This window comes from Mesorhizobium sp. M0217, assembly GCF_040321955.1.
Classification (GTDB): domain Bacteria; phylum Pseudomonadota; class Alphaproteobacteria; order Rhizobiales; family Rhizobiaceae; genus Mesorhizobium.
Genome location: NZ_JAMYSN010000045.1, coordinates 1 through 24,614 on the forward strand (window position 1 = coordinate 1; position 24,614 = coordinate 24,614).

Below are 24,614 nucleotides of genomic sequence, written 5' to 3' on the forward strand. Positions count from 1 at the left end.
TTCTCTTCGGGCGCCGCATCGATCTGGTCGTAGCGCTTGTACTCGCCAAAATACTTCGTGATCGCCGCCGTCAGCGACGTCTTGCCATGATCGACGTGGCCAATCGTGCCAATGTTCACATGAGGCTTGTTACGCTCGAATTTACCTTTTGCCATGTGATGTCTCCAATCTGCTCGCCCGTACGGGCCTTGAATTAAGTTACCGATGCAACCCGTTCAGGTTACGCGTATTTCTTCTGGACTTCCTGGGCGACCGCGGTCGGCACAGGCTCATAGTGATCGAACTGCATCGTGTAGGCCGCGCGGCCCTGGCTCATCGAGCGCAGGTTGTCGACGTACTTGAACATGTTGGCCAGCGGCACCATCGCGTTGATGACGACAGCCACGCCGCGAGCTTCCTGGCCCTGGATCTGGCCACGACGGCCGTTCAGGTCGCCGATGACGCTGCCGACGTAGTCTTCCGGGGTCACGACTTCGACCTTCATGATCGGCTCGAGCAGCTGCACGCCAAGCTTGGGTGCGGCTTCACGGAAGCAGGCGCGGCCGGCGATTTCGAACGCCAGGACGCTGGAGTCCACATCGTGGTAAGCGCCGTCGATAAGCGTCGCCTTGACGCCGATCATCGGGAAGCCCGCGAACGGACCCGACGACATGACGCTGTTGATGCCCTTTTCGACACCCGGGATGTATTCCTTGGGAACCGCACCGCCGACGATCTTGGTCTCGAACTCGAACTCCGAGCTTTCCGGGTTCGGTTCGAACACGATCTTGACGCGAGCGAACTGACCGGTACCGCCGGTCTGCTTCTTGTGGGTGTAGTCCTGCTCGTGCCTGCGGGTGATGGTCTCGCGGTAAGCCACCTGCGGCGCGCCGACATTGGCCTCGACCTTGAACTCGCGGCGCATGCGGTCGACGATGATGTCGAGGTGAAGCTCGCCCATGCCCGAAATGATGGTCTGGCCGCTTTCCTCGTCGGTCTTGACGCGGAAGGACGGATCCTCGGCGGCCAGGCGGTGAAGGGCGAGGCCCATCTTTTCCTGGTCGTTCTTGGTCTTCGGCTCGATGGCGATCTGGATGACCGGATCGGGGAATTCCATGCGCTCGAGGATGACCGGGTGCAGCGGATCGCTGAGCGTGTCGCCGGTGGTCGTGTCCTTGAGGCCAGCCAGAGCGACGATGTCGCCGGCAAAGGCTTCTTCGACGTCGGCGCGCGAATTCGCATGCATCTGCAGCATGCGGCCGATGCGCTCTTTCTTGCCCTTGACGGTGTTGTCGACCGAGATGCCCTTGGTCAGCTTGCCCGAATAGATGCGGGCAAAGGTCAGTGAGCCGACGAACGGGTCGTTCATGATCTTGAAGGCCAGCATCGACAGCGGCTCGTTGTCGTCGGCATGACGCTCGATCTCGGCGTCGGTCTTGGCGTCGACGCCCTTGATGGCGGGAACATCGGCCGGCGACGGCAGGTATTCGACGACTGCGTCGAGCAGCGGCTGCACGCCCTTGTTCTTGAAGGCCGAGCCACAGAACATCGGGTAGAACTTGACCGCGATGGTGCCCTTGCGGATCAGCGCGCGGATCTCGTCATTCGACGGCATCTTGCCTTCGAGGTAATTCTCGAGTGCCGTCTCGTCCATTTCGACAGCGGCTTCGATCATCTTCTCGCGGTATTCTTCGGCGCGAGCCTGCAGGTCGGCCGGGATCTCGACGACGTCCCAGGCAGCGCCCAGCGTCTCGTCGCGCCAGACCAGCGCGTTCATCTCGACGAGATCGACGACACCCTTGAACTCGGTCTCGGCGCCGATCGGCAGCTGCATGACGACGGCATGCGCACCAAGACGCGAGCCGATCATCTCGACCGAGCGGTAGAAGTCGGCGCCGATCTTGTCCATCTTGTTGCAGAAGATCATGCGCGGAACTTTATACTTGTCGGCCTGGCGCCAGACGGTTTCCGTCTGCGGCTCAACACCGGCATTGGCATCGAGCAGCGCAATGGCGCCGTCGAGCACGCGCAGCGAACGCTCGACCTCGATGGTGAAGTCGACGTGTCCGGGAGTGTCGATGATGTTGAAGCGGTACATCTTGCCGCTGCGACCCTTCCAGAAGGTCGTGGTGGCGGCGGACGTGATCGTGATGCCGCGCTCCTGCTCCTGCTCCATCCAATCCATGGTGGCAGCGCCGTCGTGGACTTCGCCGATCTTGTGCGACTTGCCCGTGTAATAGAGAACGCGCTCGGTGGTCGTCGTCTTGCCGGCGTCAATATGCGCCATGATACCGAAATTGCGGTAGTCTTCGATTTTGTATTCGCGGGCCATCGTGGATGCCTTCTCAGTCTCGTTCGCGCTTTACCAGCGGTAGTGCGCGAAAGCGCGGTTGGCTTCTGCCATCTTGTGGGTGTCTTCACGCTTCTTCACGGCGGTGCCGCGGTTATTGGCCGCGTCCATCAGCTCGCCGGAGAGGCGGTCGACCATGGTGGTCTCGTTGCGGTTGCGCGCAGCTGCAATCAGCCAGCGGATCGCCAGGGCCTGGCGGCGCTCGGGGCGCACATCGACCGGAACCTGGTAGGTAGCGCCGCCGACGCGGCGCGACCGGACTTCCACATGCGGCGCGACATTGTCGAGCGCCTGATGGAAGACGGTGACCGGCTCCTGCTTGGTCTTCGACTGAACCTGGTCGAGCGCACCGTAGACGATGGTCTCGGCAACCGACTTCTTGCCGTCATACATGACGGCGTTCATGAACTTGGTGACGATCAGATCGCCGAACTTCGGGTCCGGATTGATCTCACGCTTTTCTGCACTGTGACGACGCGACATGGCTTTTGTCTCTCAATCTCGTAGCCCGACGCATTCAAGCAGCGCCAGGGCCGGAAAATCTTACTTCGGACGCCCCTTACTTCGGACGCTTGGCGCCGTACTTCGAACGGCGCTGCTTGCGGTTCTTCACGCCCTGCGTGTCGAGCACGCCGCGGATGATGTGGTAGCGCACGCCCGGAAGATCCTTTACGCGGCCGCCGCGGATCATGACCACGGAGTGTTCCTGAAGGTTGTGGCCTTCGCCGGGGATGTAGCCGATCACTTCAAAGCCGTTGGTCAGGCGGATCTTGGCCACCTTGCGCAGTGCCGAGTTCGGCTTCTTCGGCGTCGTTGTATAGACGCGCGTGCAGACGCCCCGCTTCTGCGGGTTCTGCTGCATGGCCGGGACCTTGTTGCGCTTCACCGGCGCAATGCGCGGCTTGCGGATCAGCTGGTTGACGGTAGGCATTAAACCCTCTTGTCTCTCAATTCCGTGTCTCGCCCGGTCAGGGCCGCTCAAAGCGCCAATTCCATACGCAAATTCGGGCCATAAACCGCGCCTCGCGGTCCTGCCCGAACAAAATGCAGAGGAAGCGGGAACCGCTTCATGCGCGCCGGAAATGTCTTTTCGCTCGTAAAACGAACCCTGTTTGAGGCAAACTCCAAAGCGTGTCGCTTCGGAAGGGAGAGCCTCACATCGGTTCTGACTGGGCGGCTTCTACTCGCAAGACCGTGAACCGTCAACCCCGGCACGCCAAATATTGCGCGCTGACGACGGCTTGGCAGCCATGCGAAAAACGCATGTAATTTTCTTTCTTCGTTTTGCAAGGCAGAGGAAGAAAGTGACCGGGGCAGACAAGAAAGTGACCGGCTTTTGGCTGTCATGCGCGGGTTCTTCATGGCAAAAGGCGCCATGGACAGCCCAAAACCCCTCGCCCGCCCCCGTCTCAAGAGGAATCAGCCCGTGAACGACAATGAGGAACGCCCGGTCACCATCGTCACCGGCCGGGTCTGGAAAAAGAAGGGCGGCAAGCCGGAAGGCGTCCATGTGATGCTGGTTGCGCCCGACGACGATTCGGCCGTGCGCCGGGTGCTCGAATCGCTTGCGGCCGAAGGCTATGCCGAGGTCGAGCTCGACCAGATCGGCGATATGGACGGCGAACCCGACGAGGAGCCGCATCTGTCAGCCTTTCAGGGTGCGCTCGAAGGCGAAGTGTCGATCGTTACGTTCGAGGTTCCGCTCTGAGCGTGGCCGGCTGCTTGCGCCTGTCACCGCGCCGGCTTGCCCGGCACCGGTTCTCTGCTAAGAACCGAGCGACTTAACCAGCCAAATTCGAATCCGCGGAGTTCCCATGCCCTCGAACAATGGTCCCATCAAGCTCGGCATCGTCGGCGTCGGCAAGATCGTGCGCGACCAGCATCTGCCGGCAGTGGCCAAGGATGCGGACTACCGCCTAATCGCCGCCGCCAGCCGGCACGGCAAGGTGGACGGCATCCCGAATTTACCGACCATCGAGGCGATGATCGACGCGGTGCCCGACCTCGAGGCCGTCTCGCTGTGCATGCCGCCGCAGTTCCGCTACGACGCGGCACGCACGGCGCTGATGGCGAAGAAGCACGTTTTCCTGGAGAAGCCGCCGGGCGCCACCGTCAGCGAGGTCGAGGACCTGAAGCGGCTGGCGGCAGCCAACGGCGTCTCACTGTTCGCCAGCTGGCATTCGCGCTACGCGCCGGCAGTGGAGGCCGCGCGCGCCTTCCTGGCGTCGGCCAGGGTCAACTCGGCTGCTATCGTCTGGAAGGAAGACGTCCGCCGCTGGCACCCAAACCAGGACTGGATCTGGGCGGCCGGCGGTTTCGGCGTCTTCGATCCCGGCATCAACGCACTGTCGATCGCAACCCACATCCTGCCGGCGATGTTCATCACCTCGGCCGTCCTCGACTTTCCGGAAAACCGCGCCTCGCCGGTGGCGGCCCACGTGACCTTCCGCACCTCCGACGGATTGCCGGTGACCATGGAGCTCGACTGGCTGCAGACTGGACCACAGAGCTGGGACATCCTGGCCGACACCGACAAGGGCAAGATGGTGTTGTCGGGCGGCGGCACCAGGCTCGCCATCGACGGAAAGGTGGTTCACGACGAGCCGGAAGCCGAATATCCCCAGCTTTACCGGCGCTTCGCTGAAATCGTACGCGCCGGCGTCTCCGATGTCGATTTGGCACCCCTGCAGCACGTGGCCGACGCCTTCATGCTCGGCAAGCGCAATGTGGTGGAAGCGTTCTTCGATTGAGCGATGAGTTCTGCCGGACCGCAGTCCGGACACTCATCATGCAGCCTTACTCGACGATCGCAATCGCAAACCCGTCATAGCCTTTGGCGCCGACGGTCTGGATGGCGGTGCCGTCCAGGCGCTTGTCGCCGCCGATGAAGGAAAACGCACCGCGTGCGCCTTCGACATACGCGTCACGGCCATCGTCGTTGAGCACGGTGCCGTCGCGGATGACGTTGTCGCAGATGATGACCGTCCCCGGCCGCGACAGGCGCATGGCCCATGACAGATAATTCGGGTTGTTCGGCTTGTCCGCGTCGATGAAGATCAGATCGAACGGACCGGCATTTTCGGCAGCCAGCGTCTCAAGCGACTGAAGCGCGGGGCCGATCCTGAGCTCGACCTTGTCCGGCACCCCTGCCCGCTCGAGATTCGAGTGCGCGACTTTTGCATGATGCGGCTCGAGTTCGAGCGTCACGATCTTGCCGCCGACGGGCAATCCCCCTGCCATCCAGATGGTCGAGTAGCCGCCAAGCGTGCCGATCTCCAGCACCTTCCTGGCGCCGCTGATGCGGACCAGCAGCGACAGCAGCTTGCCCTGCGCCGGCGATACGTCGATGGCCGGCAGGCCCTGGTCGCGGTTGGCCGCAAGCACCGCTTCGAGGATGGGATCTGCCTCGAAGAGAGAGGAAACGATGTAGTCGTCGACGTCAGTCCAAACCTTCTTGCTCATGTTTTCCTCGATTCGATTGGGGGTCAAAACGCGAAAAGGGGCCACTGGGGCCCCCTTCCTTCTTCTCGTCCTACCGCGCTTACTGCGCGGCGTTGACCATGTCGGTCAGCATCGGCTCGGCGACCTCGACACCGGAGGCCTTGCGGCGTTCGTCGATGATCAGTTCGTCGCGCGAGGTGGCGATGCGCCGGATCTGGCTCATCGTGCCGCCGGTACCGGCCGGGATCAGCCGGCCGACGATGACGTTTTCCTTCAGGCCCTGCAGCATGTCGGTCTTGCCGGCAACCGCAGCTTCGGTCAGCACCCTGGTCGTCTCCTGGAAGGAGGCGGCCGAGATGAAGGAAGGCGTCTGCAGCGAGGCCTTGGTTATGCCCAGCAGCACCGGCTGGCCTTCGGCCGGCTTCTTGCCGTCCTCGACCAGGCGCTCGTTGACCTCTTCCAGTTCGATCACGTCGACGTGGTCGCCCGGAATGTAGGTCGAGTCGCCCTGTACCGTGATCTCGACCTTCTGCAGCATCTGGCGAACGATCACCTCGATGTGCTTGTCGTTGATCGACACGCCCTGCAGACGGTAGACTTCCTGGATTTCGTTCACGAGGTAGGAAGCAAGTGCTTCCACGCCCTTGATCGCCAGGATGTCGTGCGGCGCCGGATTGCCGTCGAGGATGTAGTCGCCCTTCTCGATGACGTCGCCGTCCTGGAGATGGAACGGCTTGCCCTTCGGGATCAGGTATTCGACCGGCTCAAGCGTCGAGTCATGCGGCTCGATGATGATGCGGCGCTTGTTCTTGTAGTCGCGGCCGAAGCGGATCGTGCCATCGATCTCGGCGATGATGGCGTGATCCTTCGGACGACGTGCCTCGAACAGTTCGGCAACACGCGGCAGACCGCCGGTAATGTCCTTGGTCTTGGCGCTTTCCATTGGGATACGCGCCAAAACGTCGCCGGGACGAACCTGCGAACCCGGCTCGACCGAAAGAATGGCCTCTACCGAGAGCAGGAAGCGGGCGTCGCCGCCCTTCGACAGCTTGCCGACCTTGCCCTTGGGGTCAAGGATGGCGATCGCCGGCTTGAGGTCGTTGCCGCGTGGCGTCGAGCGCCAGTCGATGACCTCGCGCTTGGTGATGCCGGTCGATTCGTCGGCCGTTTCCTGAACGGAAATGCCGTCGACCAGATCCTCGTACGACACCTTGCCCTCGATTTCGGTAAGGACAGGGCGGGTATAGGGATCCCATTCGGCGATACGCTGGCCCCGCTTCACCTTGTCGCCATCGTCCACGAAGATGCGCGAACCATAGGTAAGGCGATGCGAGGCACGCTCCTTGCCGGCTTCGTCGAGGATCAGCACCGCCATGTTGCGGCCCATGACCATCTGCTGGCCGTCCGAGTTGCGCACCACGTTGCGGTTGCGGATCTCGACCTTGCCCTCATACGAGGCTTCAAGGAACGAGCTGTCCACCACCTGCGCCGTACCGCCCATGTGGAAGGTACGCATGGTGAGCTGGGTGCCCGGCTCGCCGATCGACTGCGCCGCGATGACGCCGACGGCTTCGCCCTGGTTGACCGGGGTGCCGCGGGCAAGATCGCGTCCGTAGCAGACCGCGCACACGCCGATCCTGACCTCGCAGGTCAGTGCCGAGCGAATGCGGACCGACTGCACGCCGGCCTTTTCGATCTTTTCCACGTCACGTTCGTCCATCAGCGTTCCGGCCTTGACCAGAACTTCGCCCGAAACCGGATGCGTGATGTCGTCGAGCGAGGTGCGGCCCAGCACGCGCTGGCCGACCGAAGCGACGACCTGACCGGCATCGACGATCGGCTGCATGGTGAGGCCCTTGTCGGTGCCGCAATCCACGGAGTTGACGATGCAGTCCTGCGCCACGTCGACCAGACGACGGGTGAGGTAACCCGAGTTCGCCGTCTTCAAGGCGGTGTCGGCCAGACCCTTGCGGGCGCCGTGGGTCGAGTTGAAGTACTCGAGCACGGTCAGGCCTTCCTTGAAGTTCGAGATGATCGGCGTCTCGATGATTTCACCCGAGGGCTTTGCCATCAGGCCGCGCATGCCGGCGAGCTGACGCATCTGGGTGGGCGAACCACGCGCACCCGAATGCGACATCATGTAGATCGAGTTCATCGGCTTTTGACGGCCACTGTCCTCGAACTCGACGGCCTTGATGCGGGCCATCATCTCGTCGGCGACCTTTTCCGAGCACTTGGCCCAGGCGTCGACGACCTTGTTGTACTTCTCGCCCTGAGTGATCAGGCCGTCATTGTACTGCTGCTCGTATTCCTTGGCCAAAGCTTCGGTGTCGGAAACCAGCTTGATCTTGGCGTCCGGGATCAGCATGTCGTCCTTGCCGAACGAAATGCCGGCGCGGCAGGCGTGGCTGAAGCCGAGGGCCATGATGCGGTCGCAGAAAATGACCGTCTCCTTCTGACCGCAGTGGCGGTAGACGGTGTCGATCATCTTGGAGATGTTCTTTTTGGTCATCTCCTGGTTGGCCGTCTCGTAAGGCACATTGACGTTCTTCGGCAGCAGCTCGCCGATGATCATGCGGCCAGGCGTGGTGTCGTAGATTTTCGACACGACCTTGCCTTCGGCGTCGACCGTGCGGAAACGACCCTTGATCTTGGAGTGCAGCGTCACCGCCTTGGTCTCGAGCGCGTGCTGGAGTTCGCCCATGTCGGCAAACACCATGCCTTCGCCCGGCTCGTTCTGATTGACGATCGAGAGATAGTAGAGACCCAGGACCATGTCCTGCGAAGGCACGATGATCGGCGCGCCGGAAGCCGGGTGCAGGATGTTGTTGGTCGACATCATCAGCACGCGGGCTTCAAGCTGCGCTTCCAACGAGAGCGGCACGTGAACGGCCATCTGGTCGCCGTCGAAGTCGGCGTTGAAGGCCGTGCAGACCAGCGGATGCAGCTGGATCGCCTTGCCTTCGATCAGGATCGGCTCGAACGCCTGGATGCCGAGGCGGTGCAGCGTCGGCGCACGGTTCAAGAGCACCGGATGCTCGCGGATGACCTCGTCGAGGATATCCCAGACTTCCGGACGCTCCTTCTCGACCAGCTTCTTGGCCTGCTTGACGGTCGAGGAGAACCCCTTGGCGTCGAGGCGGGCGTAGATGAACGGCTTGAACAGTTCGAGCGCCATCTTCTTCGGCAGGCCGCACTGGTGCAGCTTGAGCTCCGGACCGGTGACGATGACCGAACGGCCCGAATAGTCGACGCGCTTGCCGAGCAGGTTCTGGCGGAACCGGCCCTGCTTGCCCTTCAACATGTCCGACAGCGACTTCAGCGGACGCTTGTTGGCGCCGGTGATGACGCGGCCGCGACGGCCGTTGTCGAACAGCGCATCGACGGCTTCCTGCAGCATGCGCTTTTCATTGCGCACGATGATGCCGGGGGCGCGCAGCTCGATCAGCCGCTTCAGACGGTTGTTGCGGTTGATGACGCGGCGATAGAGATCGTTCAGGTCGGACGTCGCGAAACGTCCACCATCCAGAGGAACCAGCGGGCGCAGGTCCGGCGGGATCACCGGAACCACCTTCATGATCATCCATTCCGGACGGTTGCCGGACTCCATGAAGTTCTCGACGACCTTGAGCCGCTTCAGATACTTCTTCTGCTTCAGCTCGGACGTGGTCGAAGCCAGTTCCGAACGCAGGTCGCCGGCGATCTTCTCCAGGTCCATGCCGGCCAGAAGGTCATGAATGGCCTCGGCGCCGATCATGGCGGTGAACGAATCCTCGCCATACTCGTCGACGGCGATCATGTACTCTTCCTCGCTGAGCAGCTGGTGCTCCTTCAGCGCGGTGAGGCCAGGCTCGGTGACGATGTAGTTCTCGAAGTAGAGGACGCGCTCGATGTCCTTCAGGGTCATGTCGAGCAGCGTGCCGATGCGCGACGGCAGCGACTTCAGGAACCAGATGTGAGCGACAGGTGCCGCCAGCTCGATGTGGCCCATGCGCTCGCGGCGAACGCGCGACAGCGTGACTTCGACGCCGCACTTTTCGCAGATGACGCCCTTGTACTTCATGCGCTTGTACTTGCCGCATAGGCATTCATAGTCCTTGATCGGGCCAAAAATGCGCGCGCAGAACAGACCGTCACGCTCCGGCTTGAAGGTGCGGTAGTTGATGGTCTCCGGCTTCTTGATCTCGCCGAACGACCAGGACAGAATCTTCTCAGGGCTGGCGAGCGATATCCGGATGGAATCGAACACCTGCGCCGGCGCCTGCGGATTGAAGAGATTCATGACCTCTTGGTTCATGCCGTTCTCCTTTTCGGGGTCCTCGAAAACCCCTTGCATCTAACGCGGGCCAAATGCCCGCTGAGTGGTCGGCCCACTGGCCGTAGAATTTGTCGCATCCGGTCGCGGCGTTCCGCGACCGGATGTCTTGCTTACTCGGCCGCGCCCCTATTCGGCAGCATCTGGCAGCCGGACAGGGTTGTCGTCGAGCTTGGTGTTCTCCAGCTCGACATTGAGGCCGAGAGACCGCATTTCCTTGACGAGCACGTTGAAGCTCTCGGGAATGCCGGCCTCGAACGTGTCGTCGCCGCGCACGATCGCCTCGTAGACCTTGGTGCGGCCGGCGACATCGTCCGACTTCACCGTCAGCATTTCCTGCAGCGTGTAGGCGGCGCCATAGGCTTCCAGCGCCCAGACCTCCATTTCGCCGAAGCGCTGGCCACCGAACTGCGCCTTGCCGCCCAGCGGCTGCTGGGTAACGAGCGAGTACGGACCGATCGAACGCGCGTGGATCTTGTCGTCCACCAGGTGGTGAAGCTTGAGCATATAGATATAGCCCATCGTCACCTTGCGATCGAACGGCTCGCCGGTGCGTCCGTCATAGAGCTGCGACTGACCGCTGGTGTGCAGGCCCGCCTGCTCCAGCATGATGTTGATGTCGACTTCATGCGCGCCGTCGAACACCGGTGTCGCGATAGAGACGCCGCGGCGCATCTGCTCGCTGAGGCGAACGATGCTCTCGTCGTCATATTCGCGGACCGGCTCGTTGCGGTCGTTGGCTGGGATGAAGCTCTCGAGCGTCTTGCGCAACGGCTTGATGTCTCCAGCCGTCTTGTACGCGTCGATCAGCTCGCCGATCTTCTTGCCCATGCCCGCGCATGCCCAGCCCAGATGCGTTTCCAGGATCTGGCCGACATTCATGCGGCTCGGCACACCCAGCGGGTTGAGCACGATATCGGCATGCGTGCCGTCCTCGAGGAAAGGCATGTCCTCGACCGGAACGATCCGCGACACGACACCCTTGTTGCCGTGACGTCCCGCCATCTTGTCGCCCGGCTGCATCTTGCGCTTCACGGCCACGAAGACCTTGACCATCTTCATGACGCCCGGAGGCATTTCGTCGCCGCGCTGGACCTTCTCGACCTTGTCCATGAAGCGCTGCTCGAGCGCCTTCTTGGAATCGTCGTACTGGCCACGCAGGGCTTCCAGTTCGCTCTGGAGCTTTTCGTTCTCCACCGCAAACTGCCACCACTGCGAACGCGGATACTCGTCAAGCGTGTCCTTCGACAGTTTCGAGCCCTTCTTGAAGCCCTTCGGCCCGGCAATCGCTTCCTTGCCGACGAGAACGTCGGAAAGGCGCGAATAGACGTTGCGGTCGAGGATCGCCTGCTCGTCGTCGCGGTCCTTGGCGAGGCGTTCGATCTCCTCGCGTTCGATCGCCATGGCGCGCTCGTCCTTCTCGACGCCGTGGCGGTTGAAGACGCGCACTTCGACGACGGTGCCGAAGGTGCCCGGAGGCATGCGCATCGAGGTGTCGCGAACGTCGGACGCCTTTTCACCGAAGATGGCGCGCAGGAGCTTTTCTTCCGGCGTCATCGGGCTTTCGCCCTTCGGCGTGATCTTGCCGACCAGGATGTCGCCCGGCTGCACTTCCGCGCCGATATAGACGATGCCGGCTTCGTCGAGGTTCTTCAGCGCTTCTTCCGAAACGTTCGGAATGTCGCGTGTGATTTCCTCCGGTCCAAGCTTGGTGTCGCGGGCCATGACCTCGAATTCCTCGATGTGGATCGAGGTGAAGACGTCGTCGGCCACGATGCGCTCGGAGAGCAGGATCGAGTCCTCGTAGTTGTAGCCGTTCCACGGCATGAACGCGACCAGCACGTTGCGGCCGAGCGCCAGATCGCCGAGCTCGGTCGACGGACCGTCGGCGATGATGTCGCCCTTGTTGACGCGGTCGCCCATGCGCACCAGCGGACGCTGGTTGATGCAGGTGTTCTGGTTCGAACGCTGGAACTTCATCAGCCGGTAGATGTCGACGCCCGACTTGCCGGGATCGAGATCTTCCGTGGCGCGGATGACGATACGCGTCGCGTCCACCTGGTCGACGATGCCGCCGCGGCGGGCGCCGATGGCGGCGCCCGAGTCACGGGCAACGATCGGCTCCATGCCGGTGCCTACGAACGGCGCTTCGGCGCGCACCAGCGGCACGGCCTGACGCTGCATGTTGGAGCCCATCAGCGCGCGGTTGGCGTCGTCGTTCTCGAGGAACGGGATCAGCGCCGCGGCCACGGACACCATCTGCTTGGGCGACACGTCCATCAGATCGACGTTTTCGCGCGGCGCCATCATCACTTCGCCGGCGCTGCGGCAAATGACGAATTCGTCGACGAAACCACCATTCTTGTCGAGCTCGGCATTGGCCTGCGCGACGTGGTGCTTGGACTCTTCCATAGCGGAGAGATAGACGACCTCATTGGTCAGCTTGCCGTTGACGATCTTGCGGTACGGGCTTTCGATGAAGCCGTACTTGTTGACGCGCGCGAAGGTCGCCAGCGAGTTGATCAGACCGATGTTCGGGCCTTCCGGCGTCTCGATCGGGCAGATGCGGCCGTAATGCGTCGGGTGCACGTCGCGCACTTCGAAGCCGGCGCGCTCGCGGGTCAGACCGCCCGGGCCAAGTGCCGACAGGCGGCGCTTGTGGGTGATCTCCGACAGCGGGTTGGTCTGATCCATGAACTGCGACAGCTGCGAGGAACCGAAGAACTCGCGCACGGCGGCAGCCGCCGGCTTGGCGTTGATCAGGTCCTGCGGCATCACCGTATCGATCTCGATCGAGGACATACGTTCCTTGATCGCGCGCTCCATGCGCAGCAGGCCGACGCGGTATTGGTTCTCCATCAGCTCGCCGACAGAACGCACGCGGCGGTTGCCGAGATTGTCGATGTCGTCGATCTCGCCCTTGCCGTCGCGCAGCTCGACCAGCGTCTTGACCACGGCCAGGATGTCGTCCTTGCGCAGCACACGCACGGTATCCTCAGCCTTGAGCTCGAGGCGCATGTTCATCTTGACGCGGCCGACGGCCGACAGGTCGTAGCGCTCCGAGTCGAAGAACAGCGAGTTGAACATGGCTTCGGCGGTTTCAAGCGTCGGCGGCTCGCCCGGGCGCATGACACGGTAGATGTCGAACAGTGCGTCCTGGCGGCTCTCGTTCTTGTCGACGTTGAGCGTATTGCGGATGTAGGCGCCGACATTGACGTGGTCGATGTCGAGAACCTTGATCTCGCTTTCGCCCGTGCCGAGCAGCACCTTCAGCGTCTTTTCGTCGATCTCGTCGCCGGCTTCGAGGAAAATCTCGCCGGTGCCGTAGTTGACGATGTCCTCGGCCAGGTAGTTGCCGAGCAGATCCTCGTCGGTCGCCTTGATCGCCTTCAGACCCTTTTCGCCAAGCGCCCTTGCCTGGCGGGCGGTGATCTTCTTGCCGGCCTCGACGACAACTTCGCCGGTGTCGGCATCGACGAGGTCGCCAACGGCCTTCAGGCCGCGGAAACGCTCGACGTTGAACGGGATGCGCCAGTGGTCGCCGGCGCGCTTGTAGGTGATCTTGTTGTAGAAGGTCGACAGGATCTCTTCGCCGTCCATGCCGAGCGCCATCAAGAGCGACGTCACCGGAATCTTGCGGCGGCGGTCGATACGGGCGTGCACGACGTCCTTGGAATCGAACTCGATGTCGAGCCACGAACCGCGATAGGGAATGACGCGCGCCGCAAACAAAAGCTTGCCCGAGGAGTGCGACTTGCCCTTGTCATGGTCGAAGAAGACGCCCGGCGAACGGTGCATCTGCGAGACGATGACGCGCTCCGTGCCATTGACGATGAAGGTGCCGTTGAGCGTCATGAGCGGCATGTCGCCCATATAGACGTCCTGCTCCTTGATGTCCTTGATCGACTTTGCGCCGGTATCCTCGTCGATATCGAACACGATGAGGCGCAGCGTCACCTTGAGTGGCGCGGCATAGGTCAGGTCGCGCTGACGGCATTCGTCAACGTCGAATTTCGGTCCTTCGAACTCGTACTTCACGAACTCCAGCATCGAGGAGCCGGAGAAATCGGAGATCGGGAAAACCGACTTGAAAACGGCCTGCAGTCCCTCGTCCGGACGCCCACCCTTGGGCTCCGCCACCATCAGGAACTGGTCATAGGATGCTTTTTGAACCTCGATCAGGTTCGGCATCTCCGCAACTTCCGGAATCTTTCCGAAGAACTTGCGTACGCGTCTGCGGCCATTGAAAGTCTGGGTCTGGGCCATCGTCGCTCCTTAGCTATAAACTCGGGGCGAGCCTCGCCGCGGCTCACCTTGCATGCGCGGCCACCTCGGCGGCGGCCCCTGATCTGTTTCCCGCCGCCTGGCGGCGACGGCTAAAACGGGAGAAAACCCGTTTCCTGAAGGCCGGTTTCGGCCCTCAGGAAAGAGGTTCTCGTACATCTCGCGCTACGCATCCTCCCCTCTGGTGAAGGGAGTGGCGGACGGCGCGAGGCCGCCCGCCGCTTTTACGCTTACTTCAGGTCGACCTTGGCGCCGGCTGCTTCCAGCTGGGCCTTGAACTTCTCAGCGTCAGCCTTGGAAACGGCTTCCTTGACCGGCTTCGGAGCTGCTTCGACCAGATCCTTGGCTTCCTTGAGGCCCAGGCCGGTTATGGCGCGGACTTCCTTGATGACGTTGATCTTCTGAGCGCCTGCCTCGGTGAGGACGACGTCGAATTCCGTCTTTTCCTCAGCCGGAGCAGCAGCAGCGGCAGCGCCGCCGGCAGCGGCAACCGCCACCGGAGCAGCAGCCGAAACGCCCCACTTTTCTTCCAGAAGCTTCGACAACTCGGCCGCCTCGAGGACGGTCAGCTTCGAAAGGTCGTCTACGATCTTTGCCAGATCAGCCATTGTTGTATTCCTTCATCAGGTTCGAACGTGTGTTTGTGATAGCGAGGAACGGCCTCATGCCGCCTCGTCCTTCCGGGCGTAAGCGCCGATGACGCGCGCGACCGAAGCCGCTGGCGCATTGACGATCTGGGCGATCCGGGTTGCCGGCGTGGCGATCATGCCAACCAGCCTGGCGCGCAACTCATCGAGCGACGGAAGTGTGGCGAGTGCCTTCACACCGTCGGCGTTGAGCGAGGTGGTGCCCATTGCGCCGCCGAGAATGACCAACTTGTCATTTCCCTTGGCGAAATCGGACGCGACCTTCGGCGCCGCAATCGGATCCTCCGAATAAGCGATCAGCGTCTGTCCCTTGAACAGGTCGATGATCGATGCGGAGTCCGTGCCCTGAAGAGCGATTTTGGCGAGACGGTTCTTCGCGACTTTGACGGTGCCACCGGCAGCGCGCATTTTCGACCGAAGGTCGTTCATTTGCGCGACGGTGATACCGGCGTAGTGGGCCACGACGACTGAACCAGCGCCTGCAAAGGCACCATTCAGGCCCGTGACGAGTTCGCGTTTTTCCGCTCTGTCCACTGCCTATCTCCAGTTGACCCCTGCCCCGCTAGTGGGACAGGCGTCGGGTTGCCTTTTTGCCGGCCGGGCCATCCATTACAGATCTCCCGAACGACGCTCGAGGATCCTGCCCCCTTTCGCCACATCGACGGCAAGCCGGAGATGCGCAGACAAAAGGCAAACACGGTTCGAACCTTTCATTGGAGCTTGTCGCTCCGTTGTCCGGTTTTCACCCGTCTCATGCAGGCCTAGTTCAATTAAGGCTTCTGGGCCGCCTGCAATCTCGGACAGGATGTCCGGAAGCCTCTCGACTTCCGGTACCGGGCCGCCGACAAGTCGGAGGCCCGGAATTCACTTGCGGATCAGCGCCTTGGCAGCCGATCCAGATGTTCGTATCAAGACGCTGCGAGCGTCGAGACGTCGAGCTTGAGGCCCGGGCCCATCGTCGAGGTGACCGACACCTTCTTGACGTAGTTGCCCTTGGCGCCAGCCGGCTTTGCCTTGGTCACGGCATCGGCGAAGGCGCGGACGTTTTCTTCCAGCGCCTTGACGTCGAACGAGACCTTGCCGACGCCGGCATGAACGATGCCGGCCTTCTCGACGCGGAACTCGACAGCGCCGCCCTTCGATGCCTTGACGGCGGCGGCGACGTCGGTGGTGACGGTGCCGACCTTCGGGTTCGGCATCATGCCGCGCGGGCCCAGCACCTTGCCCAGACGGCCGACCAGCGGCATCATGTCCGGCGTGGCGATGCAGCGATCGAAGTCGATCGTGCCCTTCTGGACGATGTCGACCAGATCCTCGGCACCGACGATGTCGGCGCCGGCGGCGCGAGCCTCATCGGCCTTGCCGCCACGTGCGAACACGGCGACGCGGACAGAGCGGCCGGTGCCGTTCGGCAGGTTGACCACGCCGCGGACCATCTGGTCGGCATGGCGCGGGTCGACGCCGAGGTTCATCGCAACTTCGATGGTCTCGTCGAACTTCACCGTCGAACGGTCCTTGAGCAGCTTCAGCGCCTCACCAAGGGCATAGGCCTTGTTGGGGTCGATGCCGTCGCGGGACTTCGATACACGCTTTGCAATCTTTGCCATGATCTCAGCCCACCACTTCCAGACCCATCGAGCGGGCGGAGCCCTCGACCATGCGCATGGCCGCCTCGACGTCGTTTGCGTTCAGATCCTTCATCTTCTGTTCGGCGATGGCGCGCACCTTGTCGCGACCGATCGTGCCGGCCTTGATCTTGCCCGGCTCTTTCGAACCCGAAGTCAAGTTCGCCGCCTTTTTCAGGAAGTAGCTCACCGGCGGCGTCTTCATGACGAAGGTGAAGGACTTGTCCTGGTAATAGGTGATGACGACCGGGATCGGCGATCCCTTTTCCATTTCCTGGGTCTGCGCGTTGAACGCCTTGCAGAATTCCATGATGTTGATGCCGCGCTGACCAAGTGCCGGGCCGATCGGCGGAGACGGCGTAGCCGATCCCGCTTTGACCTGGAGCTTGAGCTGGCCTGCAATTTTCTTAGCCATCTCTTTCCTGCCTTTATCTCATGCCGGCCCCAGTATCGGGAACACCGGCGGTTGCAGTCTGGTGGTGCGGTCCGCGCGGCCGGCTAAAGCCGCATTCGCCTCCCACCCGTTCATGGCCGCGCGCTTTCCGCGCCGCCTCCCCTTGCCGGCGAACCGGCGCAGGGTTTTCGGATCAGCCCTTTTCGACCTGTCCGAATTCCAGATCGACCGGCACGGCGCGCCCGAAGATCGAAACTTCCACCTTGAGCCGCGCCCGCTCCTCGTCCACTTCCTGGACGAAACCGTTGAACGAGGCGAACGGACCATCCGAAACGCGGATCGCCTCGCCGATCTCGAAAGTGACCGAGGGCTTCGGCCGCTCGACGCCTTCCTGAACCTGGTTCAGGATGCGCTGCGCCTCGGCTTCGGTGATCGGCACCGGCTTGGAGTCACCGAGGAAGCCGGTGACCTTCGGCGTGTTCTTGACCAGCGAGAACACCGCATCGGTCAGATTGGCCTTGAGCAGCACATAGCCCGGAAAGAACTTGCGCTCGGCATCGACCTTGCGGCCGCGGCGGATTTCGACGACCTTCTCGGTCGGCACCACGATCTGCTCGATATCGGCGGACAGGCCCTTCTGCTTGGCCTTGTTCTCAATGTCCTCGGCGACCTTCTTTTCGAAGTTCGAATAGGCGTGGACGATGTACCAGCGCGCGGTCATTTCAAGACTTCTCCGTAATCGCCGGACTTAATGGCCGAGGCTCAGTAACCGCTCGATCGCGTAGCCCATGGCCACGTCGGCGGTGAAGAAAAAGATCATCGCGATGACCGCGAATACGAGCACCATCACCGTCGAGATCATCGTCTCCCGGCGCGACGGCCAAGTCACCTTGGCAGTTTCCGCGCGGACCTGCTGGAGAAAGACGAAAGGATTTGTGGTTTTCGAAGCCATATGCCGCTCTGTCTTCAAGACCCGTTGGCCGGGTCTCCTGGATGATCCCGCTGGCCGGGACGTGCCGCCTGGGTTCAAGTCGACGCCGAATCAGCGCCATTTCGCCCATGCAAATCGGACGCGTAAAGCCGGCTTCCCAGCTCCACGCGTCGCGTGTCTGTTGTGTCTACATAAAACCGATTCTTGATCCACGCAAGTGGCAAGTGTCCGCTTTATGACCAAACGCCGCCTCGGAACCATCCAGTCGTCCCGTCCCGGCTATCGGGGCCTTATGCCTCAGTTCGCCCAATATGGCAAGCCACCTGCCCTTTTTCAATGCCGGACCCCAATTCCAGGAGGTGGATCCGGAAATCAGGCACGCGATTACAAGTTCGAGGAAATGGCGTTGCGGACGAACCTGCGACCTGCTGTTTTGGAAACCAAATGAAGCGCACGCAAGATTGGAATCCAGCTGCCCATGCCGAGGCAGCTGGATCAACCCAGGGTTAGTTAGGCACAGGCGAGTTCGACCCCGGCCACTGCGCCCATTCCGCATGGTGGGCGTGGGCGCGGCGCGATCACTGCCGGGCACGGGGGCGGGTCGTCGTCATCGTCGGGGCCGAAAGAACGGCCCCGACGCCGCCAAGCCTTGAGAACGCTGCGGCGCGAGGAGGGTCGCCAAGGCAGCACCCGGCCTGAAGTCTCTTTCCCCAGCGTGGGTTTCTCATCCAGAGCCTTCAACGCACTCAGAATCTGGTCGACAGGGATTACCGTGCCGTTGTCCAGGCGGCGCAAGGCAGGCTGGTTTTCCACCGCGCAGGCATCGGACGCCCACGAGGAAAGCAGTGCCCGCTTTTCTCCACTGCTGAGGCGTGGATGGTTGATGACGTTGTCTGGATTGTCGAGCAGGCACAAAGAAGTTTCAATTTTGCCCGAGCGTGCCGCAGAAAGTGTCGGTGTCTCGTAGAAGTTGTCCATCTCCATTCTCCGCAATCTGGGCCTCCCGGCCGAAGCCGGGAGGCGGACCGCAGGGATAACTGAATCGATACGATCAGGCCGCTTTGCGGGTGCGTTCCGTATCCTGGGCGATCTGCTTGCCGCCCACCTGGGCGTCGCCGGCCCCGATGCTGATGCGGCGCGGCTTCAGCTCTTCGGGAATCTCACGGACGATGTCGATGGTCAGGAGACCGTTCTCAAGGTTTGCTGCCTTGATCTTCATGTGGTCGGCAAGTTTAAACGTCTGCCTGAAAGTGCGGTAGGCGATGCCCTGGTGCAGCAGCTGGCGTCCGCTCTGATCATCAGCTTTCTGGCCTACCACGACCAGTTCGGGTCCATGCTGGGTCAGCTCCACCTCATCCTGGCTGAAGCCTGCGATGGCCATCGAGATACGGTAATCGTTCTCGTCGACCTTCTCGATGTTATAGGGCGGCCAGTCGGGCCGCGTGCCGCTGTCGAGCATGTCGAAAAGACGGTCAAAACCGACGGTGGTCCGATAGAGAGTATCAAAGGTTCTCATAGCCACATTCTCCTTGAAGCAACATGGGTACAAGGGCGCCGCCCAGCAGCGCCGCCTGTTGCCAAGCCAATCGGCCTCGGCGGGAAACGAATTAGGAAGGGCTGAAAACCGGTTCAAGAGCCCTATTCAAAAAAATTCCAGAAGCCAGGCCAGCATCCCGCTTCCAATAATTCGCAGCCGCTGAAAAGCAGCCGGCGGCAGCAAAATAGGCCTATTCTGAATTGTGAACGCAAACGGCAATTGGCTCGCCAATGGCAGTTGAATCAAGGAAATTGGTTCGTGGAAATACGCCGACTTCGGCATTGCGCATCAGCGCTCTCGCTCTGCGCATGCCTTCGGAACGTCGCTCGTCGAGTACGCGGCTTCAGCCCAACCAAACGAGGAGCCAAAACAAGGCGTTTCTAAAATGCCGGATTCCAACGAGGAAAATGGCACGGGCAGCAGGGCTCGAACCTACGACCTGCGGTTTTGGAGACCGCCGCTCTACCAACTGAGCTATGCCCGTACGCGCGTTTCAGCGCAGGCGCTTCCTAAAAGCTTCCGGGCGCGCTGTAAAGAGTTGTCTGACGCGCTTTCAGATCCTTTGCCGGAAATCCGAATAGGTGATGACCAGCCCGTCCCTGCCGATCTCGATTTTTCGCCTGCCTGAAGCCGCATGCCGGCGCTCAATCCCCGGCCGGCAGCTTGTACGGCCCGCCCGGTACGCCCCAGCCCCAGGCCGGCATCGGTTCGGTCTGCGGGTCGCAGGTCTCGCCGAGGGTGGAATTCATCTTGGCAAGCCGTGACCCCCATTCGACATAGCCCATGAGGGCGGAACGGAATTCGGGATCGTCCGGCAGCCCGACCGCATCGGCGGCATCGGCAAGCAAGCTGATCCAGCGGCGGCGCTGTTCCTCCGTCAGATGCTTGCCCAAGTGATGCATGACCATCTCGCGATGGCCGCCATGCTGTTCGCTGTAGGTCTTGGGTCCGCCAAAAACCTCGCCGATGAAGGCCGCGACATGCGCGGGATGATCCGGCGACATGTGTTTGAACACCGGGCCGACCACCGGGTCGCGCGACACCTTGTCGTAAAAGGTTTCCGTCAGCCGGTTGAGGGCTTCGATGCCGCCGGCCCATTCGTAGAGTGTCGGGATATCCTGGCTCATTCTCGATCCTCCCCCGGGCGACGCCTGCCACGACGATAGCGGAGAAATCGGGCATGGCTCAACCTGGCTCGATGGCCAGTTTCTGCGATGCCTACAGTTTGGCGGGCGACTCGGCCTTGGCTGTCGGCGGAAACAAACAGTTGTCGGGCTTGGGTGAGGTTTTGCAAATAGCGGGGCCAGTTAGCGCCTCCACCGACTCCGGCCCGGTTGTCAGCCCGACTTTGAGCATCATGTCGGGCTCGAGCTGACGCTCGACCGAGCCTATCGCGGCGAACAGAGCTGGGTCCATCTCCATCTCCTCCAGGTAGGCTTTAACCAACTGCGTCTGTCCCCTCGAGGACATGCTGAGCCTCGCCTTGGGATCGACCAGCCTTTTGGCGCCGGCGGCAAGCATGAGCGCGCAGGCCGAATCGCACTCCACTCCAAAATCGCTAATCAGCCCGACATAGGCACCGTTATCGGCCAAGCAGCCTGCCTCGGGCGGGTCGCAGCCGACGATAGTGGTGCGAGCGACGGCGACGTCGAGCTTCCGTTCATGGATAAGCCTTCCCGCGGCCAGAGCGCTGAACAGGCTGCCCCCCTGTGAGCTGATCACCACCGGCAGCCGCCGGTTGCCAAGGGTGTCGAGCAACTGGCGCAACTTTTGCGGGGTCTGAGGCGTCATCGCGCCTTCCGCCGAGATCCATTCCGGGCAATCGGGATTGCAGAGCGAGTCTCTGCCGCGAACGACAACGAAGCGCATATCTGGCGTCGAATTCCCTGGCGCTGCCTGCAACGGCTTGGGAGCTGGAGCCTTGGCCGCCTGAGAAAGTGGGGGGCCGGTCTTTGCCTTGATCGCAGCCACCACGGCCGGCTTGGCCACGGGCGTTTGTCCGCCGGCTGGCTTGTTTCCCGGTATTTCCCGGCAGTTCGGAGCCGGCGGGTCGAACATGCACAAACTTGCTCTGGTAAACAGGTCCAGAGTGTCCGTGCTGGTGGCCAGTTTCATCGTCAGCATATCGTGGAGGCCGATCTGCCTGATGTCGCTGGCCGGCGTCGCCTTCATCAAGTCCAGCACGCCCTGCCCGATACCCATCTCTCGGAGATAGGCCGAGATCTTTCTCGCGTACCCCTTGCTCATCTCATAGGTCTTGTAGCTTTCACCGGGAGTGACGGTTTGCGTGGTGACCCGATATTTTTTGCCCCGTTTGACGCGATAGGTGGTCCGGTAGTGCGTTGTGGAGGGGAACCAGGTGGTGGTGATCTGATGAACACCCAGATAGTTCCAGCCGCCGGCGACGCGCCGGACGCCTCCGGCAAACATTAGCGGACAGGCGGAATTGCAGCTGGCACCGTCAGACGCTCTGCCGAAAAAAGCCGTGCCCTTGCCGTAGTCGGCGCCACAACCCTCTGTCCCGGGCCAACAATCGGGAAACTCGGTCTTGCCGATGGCGATATCGAGCTTGTTTTTGCGGATTATCCGGCCAAGCTGGAGCGCGGCTTCGACATTGCCACCGAAGGAATTGACGATGATGGGCAGTTTGTGGCTGCCAAGCTTCTTCAAGGTGCGCTTGAGCAGGGCTGGCGTCCCGGCTGCGATGTCGCCTTCGGCGGAGATCCACTCCGGACAATTGGGCTCGCAGCCCGGTGCGTTGCTGCGCGCGACGACAAACTTCATCTCCGAGCGATCCTCGGACCATATCGTCGGATCACTCGTCGGATAGGGCACTCCCTGCAGAGGGAGCAATGTCTGCCATGTCCCGGGGGCGGCATCCTCGGCCTTCGCGGCGAAGGCAGCCATCGCCATCGCGGCCACCGTCGCCAGCCGAACCAGCCCGCGCCGCCACCTTGCAGCATTGTCTGAACGGTGTCCCCAAACCACGCCCGGCAAACCCCTCAATGCAATCCATAATAGTTGCGGCGACGGTGCTTGCAATAGCTTTGAACCAACCGTGCAATACTTGTGCCGCGCAACGCCGGAAACAAAAAGGCAGCCCCAAAGACCGCCCTCTCCTGGTCGATCCGGCTGACGCCGGCTCGACTATTTCTCGATGGTGATGACGACGCCGGCACGACGGTGCGGCCGCCTTCACGGAAGGCGAAGCAAGGCTTCTCTTCCATGACGATAGGCGCGATCAGCCATTGGACGACGGCACCACGCGGCAATTCTCAGGTTTCGGCGCCGATCTGCAGATGCTGGAACCCGTCAGCGCATCCACCGACTGGCGCCCGGTCGTCAGGCCAACCTTCAGCATCATGTCGGGTTCGAGCTGGCGCTCGACCGAACTGCCCTGGAGCGCCCTGAACAAAGCGGGGCTGATCGCCATCTCGTCGAGGTAGGACTTGACCGCCTGCTTCTGCCCCATCAGATAGAGGCTGAGCCGCGCCTGGGTACCGACAAGCCGCCTGGCGCCACCGGCCAGCATGAGCGCGCAGGCCGAATCGCAGTCGCCATCGACGCTCAGCCCGGCATAGGCGCCTTCCCTGGCCAGGCAATTCCACTCTGCCGGGTCGCAGCCGACGAAATCGGTGCGGGCAACGGCAACGTCGAGCTTCTTTTCATGGATGATCCGGCCCGCCGCCAGGGCGCCGGAGAGGTCGCCGCCTCGCGAGCTGATCACCACCGGCAGCCGCCGGTTGCCAAGCGTGGCGAGCAATTGGCTGAGTTTCTGCGGCGTCTGGGGCGTAATCGCGCCTTGCGCTGCAATCCATTCCGGGCAGTCGGGATTGCAGAGCGGGTTGCTGCCGCGAACCACGACAAAGCGCATGCCGTCATCGTGCGGCGCGCTCTCCGGCTTCACCGGCAGCGGCGCAGCCTTTGCCACGTCCGGCAGGCCGCCGGCTGGCTTGTTCTCCGGTATCTCCCGGCAATTCGGAGCCGGAAGGTTCAGCCTGCACAGGCTTGCGCTGGTCAGCAAATCTGCAGCGTCGTCGCTGGTGACCAGCTTCATTGTCAGCATGTCGCTGAGGTCGATCTGCTGGATGTCGCTGGCCGGCGTGCTCTTCATCGTCTCGATGATGCTGAGGTCGACACCCATCTCCTTGAAATAGGCGGACAGCTTGCGCTCCACCCCCTTGCTCATCTCGTAGGTCTTGTAGCTGCCGGTGTTCTTGCGGCTGACGACCTTCTTGCTGATGACCCGCTTCTTGCCTTTCACGATCCGGTAGCGGACCTGATACTGCACGTTCATCTGCACGATCGTGGTCGTGATCTGGTGGACGCCGAGATAGGCCAGCGGCCCGACCAGGCGCCTGGTGCCGCCGGCCAGCATCATTGGACAAGCGGACGCGCAATAGCTGCCGAGCACATAGGGGCTGCCGATATAGTGCGCGCCTCTGGCGTCGTTCTCCTTGCAGTTTTTCATCCCCGGCTCGCAGCCGACGAACCACGTCCTGCCGACCGCGATGTCGAGCTTGTTCTTGCGTATCATCCGGCCCATGGCGATGGCCGCATCGACATCGCCGCCCGGAGAGTTGATGACGATCGGCAATTTGCGGCCGCCGAGCGTTTTCAGGGCAGCCTTGAGCAGCGCCGGCGACTTGGCCGATATCGCACCCTCGGCCGATATCCATTCCGGACAGGTCGGCTCACAGCCCGCCGCGTCGCTACGCACGACGACGAACCGCATCGGCGGATCCGGATCCGGCTCTGAATTTTTTGTCTCGGCCGCGAAGGCGGCGCTGCCCACGGCAAGCATCGACACCAGGCAGATCAGCCCCAGTGCCAACCATGGCCGACTATGCAAACGGTGCTGTGGAACCATCCGACCAAGCCCTCAACCCAATCTATACTGTAGAGGCTCACAGACTTGCAACAGAGATTGGGACCCCAAACAGGCACATCTGGCCAACGAAAAAGGGCGGCCCGAGGGCCGCCCCTATCCGTTTCGATCCGGCGATGCCGGGCTCGATTACTCTTTGATGGTGACGACGATGCCGGCACCGACGGTGCGGCCGCCTTCACGGATGGCGAAGCGCAGCTTCTCTTCCATGGCGATCGGCACG

21 protein-coding genes and 1 tRNA gene are annotated in these 24,614 nt (G+C 62.0%); 2 read left to right on the forward strand and 20 right to left on the reverse strand.

Features of this window, described 5'->3' with window-relative positions:
- The 4 genes from NKJ18_RS31780 to rpsL all read right to left on the reverse strand — a co-directional run.
- The coding region (locus NKJ18_RS31780) for a GTP-binding protein (protein ID WP_352520178.1) at nucleotides 1–155 on the reverse strand (155 nt) is incomplete at its 3' end.
- Between the two features lie 65 nt (nucleotides 156–220).
- Nucleotides 221–2,311 carry an elongation factor G gene (gene fusA / locus NKJ18_RS31785; protein ID WP_023667430.1) on the reverse strand — a complete coding sequence of 697 codons (2,091 nt, stop codon included), beginning with the start codon at nucleotides 2,309–2,311 and terminating at the stop codon, nucleotides 221–223.
- 30 nt (nucleotides 2,312–2,341) lie between these two features.
- Nucleotides 2,342–2,812 (reverse strand): 30S ribosomal protein S7, encoded by a 471-nt coding sequence (gene rpsG, locus NKJ18_RS31790; RefSeq protein ID WP_008875664.1) that lies wholly within the window; start codon nucleotides 2,810–2,812, stop codon nucleotides 2,342–2,344.
- A gap of 76 nt (nucleotides 2,813–2,888) precedes the next feature.
- Entirely contained in the window at nucleotides 2,889–3,260 is a 372-nt protein-coding gene (rpsL, locus tag NKJ18_RS31795) for a 30S ribosomal protein S12 (RefSeq protein WP_006333356.1), read from the reverse strand.
- 495 nt (nucleotides 3,261–3,755) lie between these two features.
- On the opposite strand from rpsL, the gene NKJ18_RS31800 reads away from it, so the two are divergent.
- Nucleotides 3,756–4,037 (forward strand): hypothetical protein, encoded by a 282-nt coding sequence (locus NKJ18_RS31800; RefSeq protein ID WP_023686022.1) that lies wholly within the window; start codon nucleotides 3,756–3,758, stop codon nucleotides 4,035–4,037.
- A 106-nt stretch (nucleotides 4,038–4,143) separates the two neighbouring features.
- Nucleotides 4,144–5,079 (forward strand): Gfo/Idh/MocA family protein, encoded by a 936-nt coding sequence (locus NKJ18_RS31805; RefSeq protein ID WP_023690568.1) that lies wholly within the window; start codon nucleotides 4,144–4,146, stop codon nucleotides 5,077–5,079.
- A gap of 46 nt (nucleotides 5,080–5,125) precedes the next feature.
- On the opposite strand, the gene NKJ18_RS31810 is transcribed toward NKJ18_RS31805, so the two are convergent.
- The 16 genes from NKJ18_RS31810 to NKJ18_RS31885 form a co-directional block, all read right to left on the reverse strand.
- Entirely contained in the window at nucleotides 5,126–5,791 is a 666-nt protein-coding gene (locus tag NKJ18_RS31810; protein WP_352761447.1) for an O-methyltransferase, read from the reverse strand.
- A gap of 79 nt (nucleotides 5,792–5,870) precedes the next feature.
- A complete protein-coding gene (rpoC, locus tag NKJ18_RS31815) occupies nucleotides 5,871–10,067 on the reverse strand; it encodes a DNA-directed RNA polymerase subunit beta' (protein ID WP_023667434.1) in 4,197 nt (1,398 codons plus the stop codon).
- Nucleotides 10,068–10,214: 147 nt separating this feature from the next.
- Nucleotides 10,215–14,351, reverse strand: a complete 4,137-nt coding sequence (gene rpoB / locus NKJ18_RS31820; RefSeq protein ID WP_023686024.1) for a DNA-directed RNA polymerase subunit beta — start codon at nucleotides 14,349–14,351, stop codon at nucleotides 10,215–10,217.
- Nucleotides 14,352–14,599: 248 nt separating this feature from the next.
- On the reverse strand, nucleotides 14,600–14,977 hold the full coding sequence (gene rplL, locus NKJ18_RS31825; protein WP_023667436.1) for a 50S ribosomal protein L7/L12: 378 nt from the start codon (nucleotides 14,975–14,977) through the stop codon (nucleotides 14,600–14,602).
- A gap of 54 nt (nucleotides 14,978–15,031) precedes the next feature.
- Complete coding sequence (rplJ, locus tag NKJ18_RS31830; RefSeq protein WP_023667437.1) at nucleotides 15,032–15,550, reverse strand: 50S ribosomal protein L10; 519 nt, start codon at nucleotides 15,548–15,550, stop codon at nucleotides 15,032–15,034.
- 374 nt (nucleotides 15,551–15,924) lie between these two features.
- Nucleotides 15,925–16,623: a 50S ribosomal protein L1 gene (gene rplA / locus NKJ18_RS31835; protein ID WP_023667438.1), complete on the reverse strand. Its 699-nt coding sequence runs from the start codon at nucleotides 16,621–16,623 to the stop codon at nucleotides 15,925–15,927.
- Nucleotides 16,624–16,627: 4 nt separating this feature from the next.
- The gene (rplK, locus tag NKJ18_RS31840) at nucleotides 16,628–17,056 is read right to left on the reverse strand and encodes a 50S ribosomal protein L11 (RefSeq protein WP_006333334.1); all 429 of its coding nucleotides are present in this window, start codon (nucleotides 17,054–17,056) and stop codon (nucleotides 16,628–16,630) included.
- A gap of 172 nt (nucleotides 17,057–17,228) precedes the next feature.
- On the reverse strand, nucleotides 17,229–17,756 hold the full coding sequence (nusG, locus tag NKJ18_RS31845) for a transcription termination/antitermination protein NusG (protein WP_006333333.1): 528 nt from the start codon (nucleotides 17,754–17,756) through the stop codon (nucleotides 17,229–17,231).
- Nucleotides 17,757–17,783: 27 nt separating this feature from the next.
- A complete protein-coding gene (gene secE / locus NKJ18_RS31850) occupies nucleotides 17,784–17,987 on the reverse strand; it encodes a preprotein translocase subunit SecE (RefSeq protein WP_023667439.1) in 204 nt (67 codons plus the stop codon).
- A 489-nt stretch (nucleotides 17,988–18,476) separates the two neighbouring features.
- Nucleotides 18,477–18,944 (reverse strand): hypothetical protein, encoded by a 468-nt coding sequence (locus tag NKJ18_RS31855; protein ID WP_352497461.1) that lies wholly within the window; start codon nucleotides 18,942–18,944, stop codon nucleotides 18,477–18,479.
- A gap of 73 nt (nucleotides 18,945–19,017) precedes the next feature.
- Nucleotides 19,018–19,482 (reverse strand): Hsp20 family protein, encoded by a 465-nt coding sequence (locus NKJ18_RS31860; RefSeq protein ID WP_352761449.1) that lies wholly within the window; start codon nucleotides 19,480–19,482, stop codon nucleotides 19,018–19,020.
- A 429-nt stretch (nucleotides 19,483–19,911) separates the two neighbouring features.
- Nucleotides 19,912–19,987: transfer RNA gene (locus NKJ18_RS31865), tRNA-Trp, on the reverse strand.
- A 160-nt stretch (nucleotides 19,988–20,147) separates the two neighbouring features.
- Nucleotides 20,148–20,630: a group II truncated hemoglobin gene (locus tag NKJ18_RS31870; RefSeq protein WP_352761452.1), complete on the reverse strand. Its 483-nt coding sequence runs from the start codon at nucleotides 20,628–20,630 to the stop codon at nucleotides 20,148–20,150.
- Between the two features lie 91 nt (nucleotides 20,631–20,721).
- Complete coding sequence (locus tag NKJ18_RS31875) at nucleotides 20,722–22,416, reverse strand: COG3904 family protein (RefSeq protein WP_352761455.1); 1,695 nt, start codon at nucleotides 22,414–22,416, stop codon at nucleotides 20,722–20,724.
- 328 nt (nucleotides 22,417–22,744) lie between these two features.
- Complete coding sequence (locus tag NKJ18_RS31880; RefSeq protein ID WP_502906196.1) at nucleotides 22,745–24,373, reverse strand: COG3904 family protein; 1,629 nt, start codon at nucleotides 24,371–24,373, stop codon at nucleotides 22,745–22,747.
- A gap of 147 nt (nucleotides 24,374–24,520) precedes the next feature.
- The coding region (locus NKJ18_RS31885; RefSeq protein ID WP_476738618.1) for an EF-Tu C-terminal domain-related protein at nucleotides 24,521–24,614 on the reverse strand (94 nt) is incomplete at its 5' end.

Excerpts from the sequence above, each read along its gene's own strand:
- nusG (WP_006333333.1), bottom strand. The coding sequence starts at position 17,756 with ATGACCGCGCGCTGGTACATCGTCCACGCCTATTCGAACTTCGAAAAG.
- rplL (WP_023667436.1), bottom strand. The coding sequence starts at position 14,977 with ATGGCTGATCTGGCAAAGATCGTAGACGACCTTTCGAAGCTGACCGTC.
- NKJ18_RS31810 (WP_352761447.1), bottom strand. The coding sequence starts at position 5,791 with ATGAGCAAGAAGGTTTGGACTGACGTCGACGACTACATCGTTTCCTCT.
- NKJ18_RS31870 (WP_352761452.1), bottom strand. The coding sequence starts at position 20,630 with ATGAGCCAGGATATCCCGACACTCTACGAATGGGCCGGCGGCATCGAA.
- secE (WP_023667439.1), bottom strand. The coding sequence starts at position 17,987 with ATGGCTTCGAAAACCACAAATCCTTTCGTCTTTCTCCAGCAGGTCCGC.
- rpoB (WP_023686024.1), bottom strand. The coding sequence starts at position 14,351 with ATGGCCCAGACCCAGACTTTCAATGGCCGCAGACGCGTACGCAAGTTC.
- NKJ18_RS31880 (WP_502906196.1), bottom strand. The coding sequence starts at position 24,373 with ATGGTTCCACAGCACCGTTTGCATAGTCGGCCATGGTTGGCACTGGGG.
- NKJ18_RS31860 (WP_352761449.1), bottom strand. The coding sequence starts at position 19,482 with ATGAGAACCTTTGATACTCTCTATCGGACCACCGTCGGTTTTGACCGT.
- rpoC (WP_023667434.1), bottom strand. The coding sequence starts at position 10,067 with ATGAACCAAGAGGTCATGAATCTCTTCAATCCGCAGGCGCCGGCGCAG.
- NKJ18_RS31805 (WP_023690568.1), top strand. The coding sequence starts at position 4,144 with ATGCCCTCGAACAATGGTCCCATCAAGCTCGGCATCGTCGGCGTCGGC.
- rpsG (WP_008875664.1), bottom strand. The coding sequence starts at position 2,812 with ATGTCGCGTCGTCACAGTGCAGAAAAGCGTGAGATCAATCCGGACCCG.
- rplK (WP_006333334.1), bottom strand. The coding sequence starts at position 17,056 with ATGGCTAAGAAAATTGCAGGCCAGCTCAAGCTCCAGGTCAAAGCGGGA.
- NKJ18_RS31875 (WP_352761455.1), bottom strand. The coding sequence starts at position 22,416 with ATGGCGATGGCTGCCTTCGCCGCGAAGGCCGAGGATGCCGCCCCCGGG.
- NKJ18_RS31855 (WP_352497461.1), bottom strand. The coding sequence starts at position 18,944 with ATGGACAACTTCTACGAGACACCGACACTTTCTGCGGCACGCTCGGGC.
- rpsL (WP_006333356.1), bottom strand. The coding sequence starts at position 3,260 with ATGCCTACCGTCAACCAGCTGATCCGCAAGCCGCGCATTGCGCCGGTG.
- rplA (WP_023667438.1), bottom strand. The coding sequence starts at position 16,623 with ATGGCAAAGATTGCAAAGCGTGTATCGAAGTCCCGCGACGGCATCGAC.
- fusA (WP_023667430.1), bottom strand. The coding sequence starts at position 2,311 with ATGGCCCGCGAATACAAAATCGAAGACTACCGCAATTTCGGTATCATG.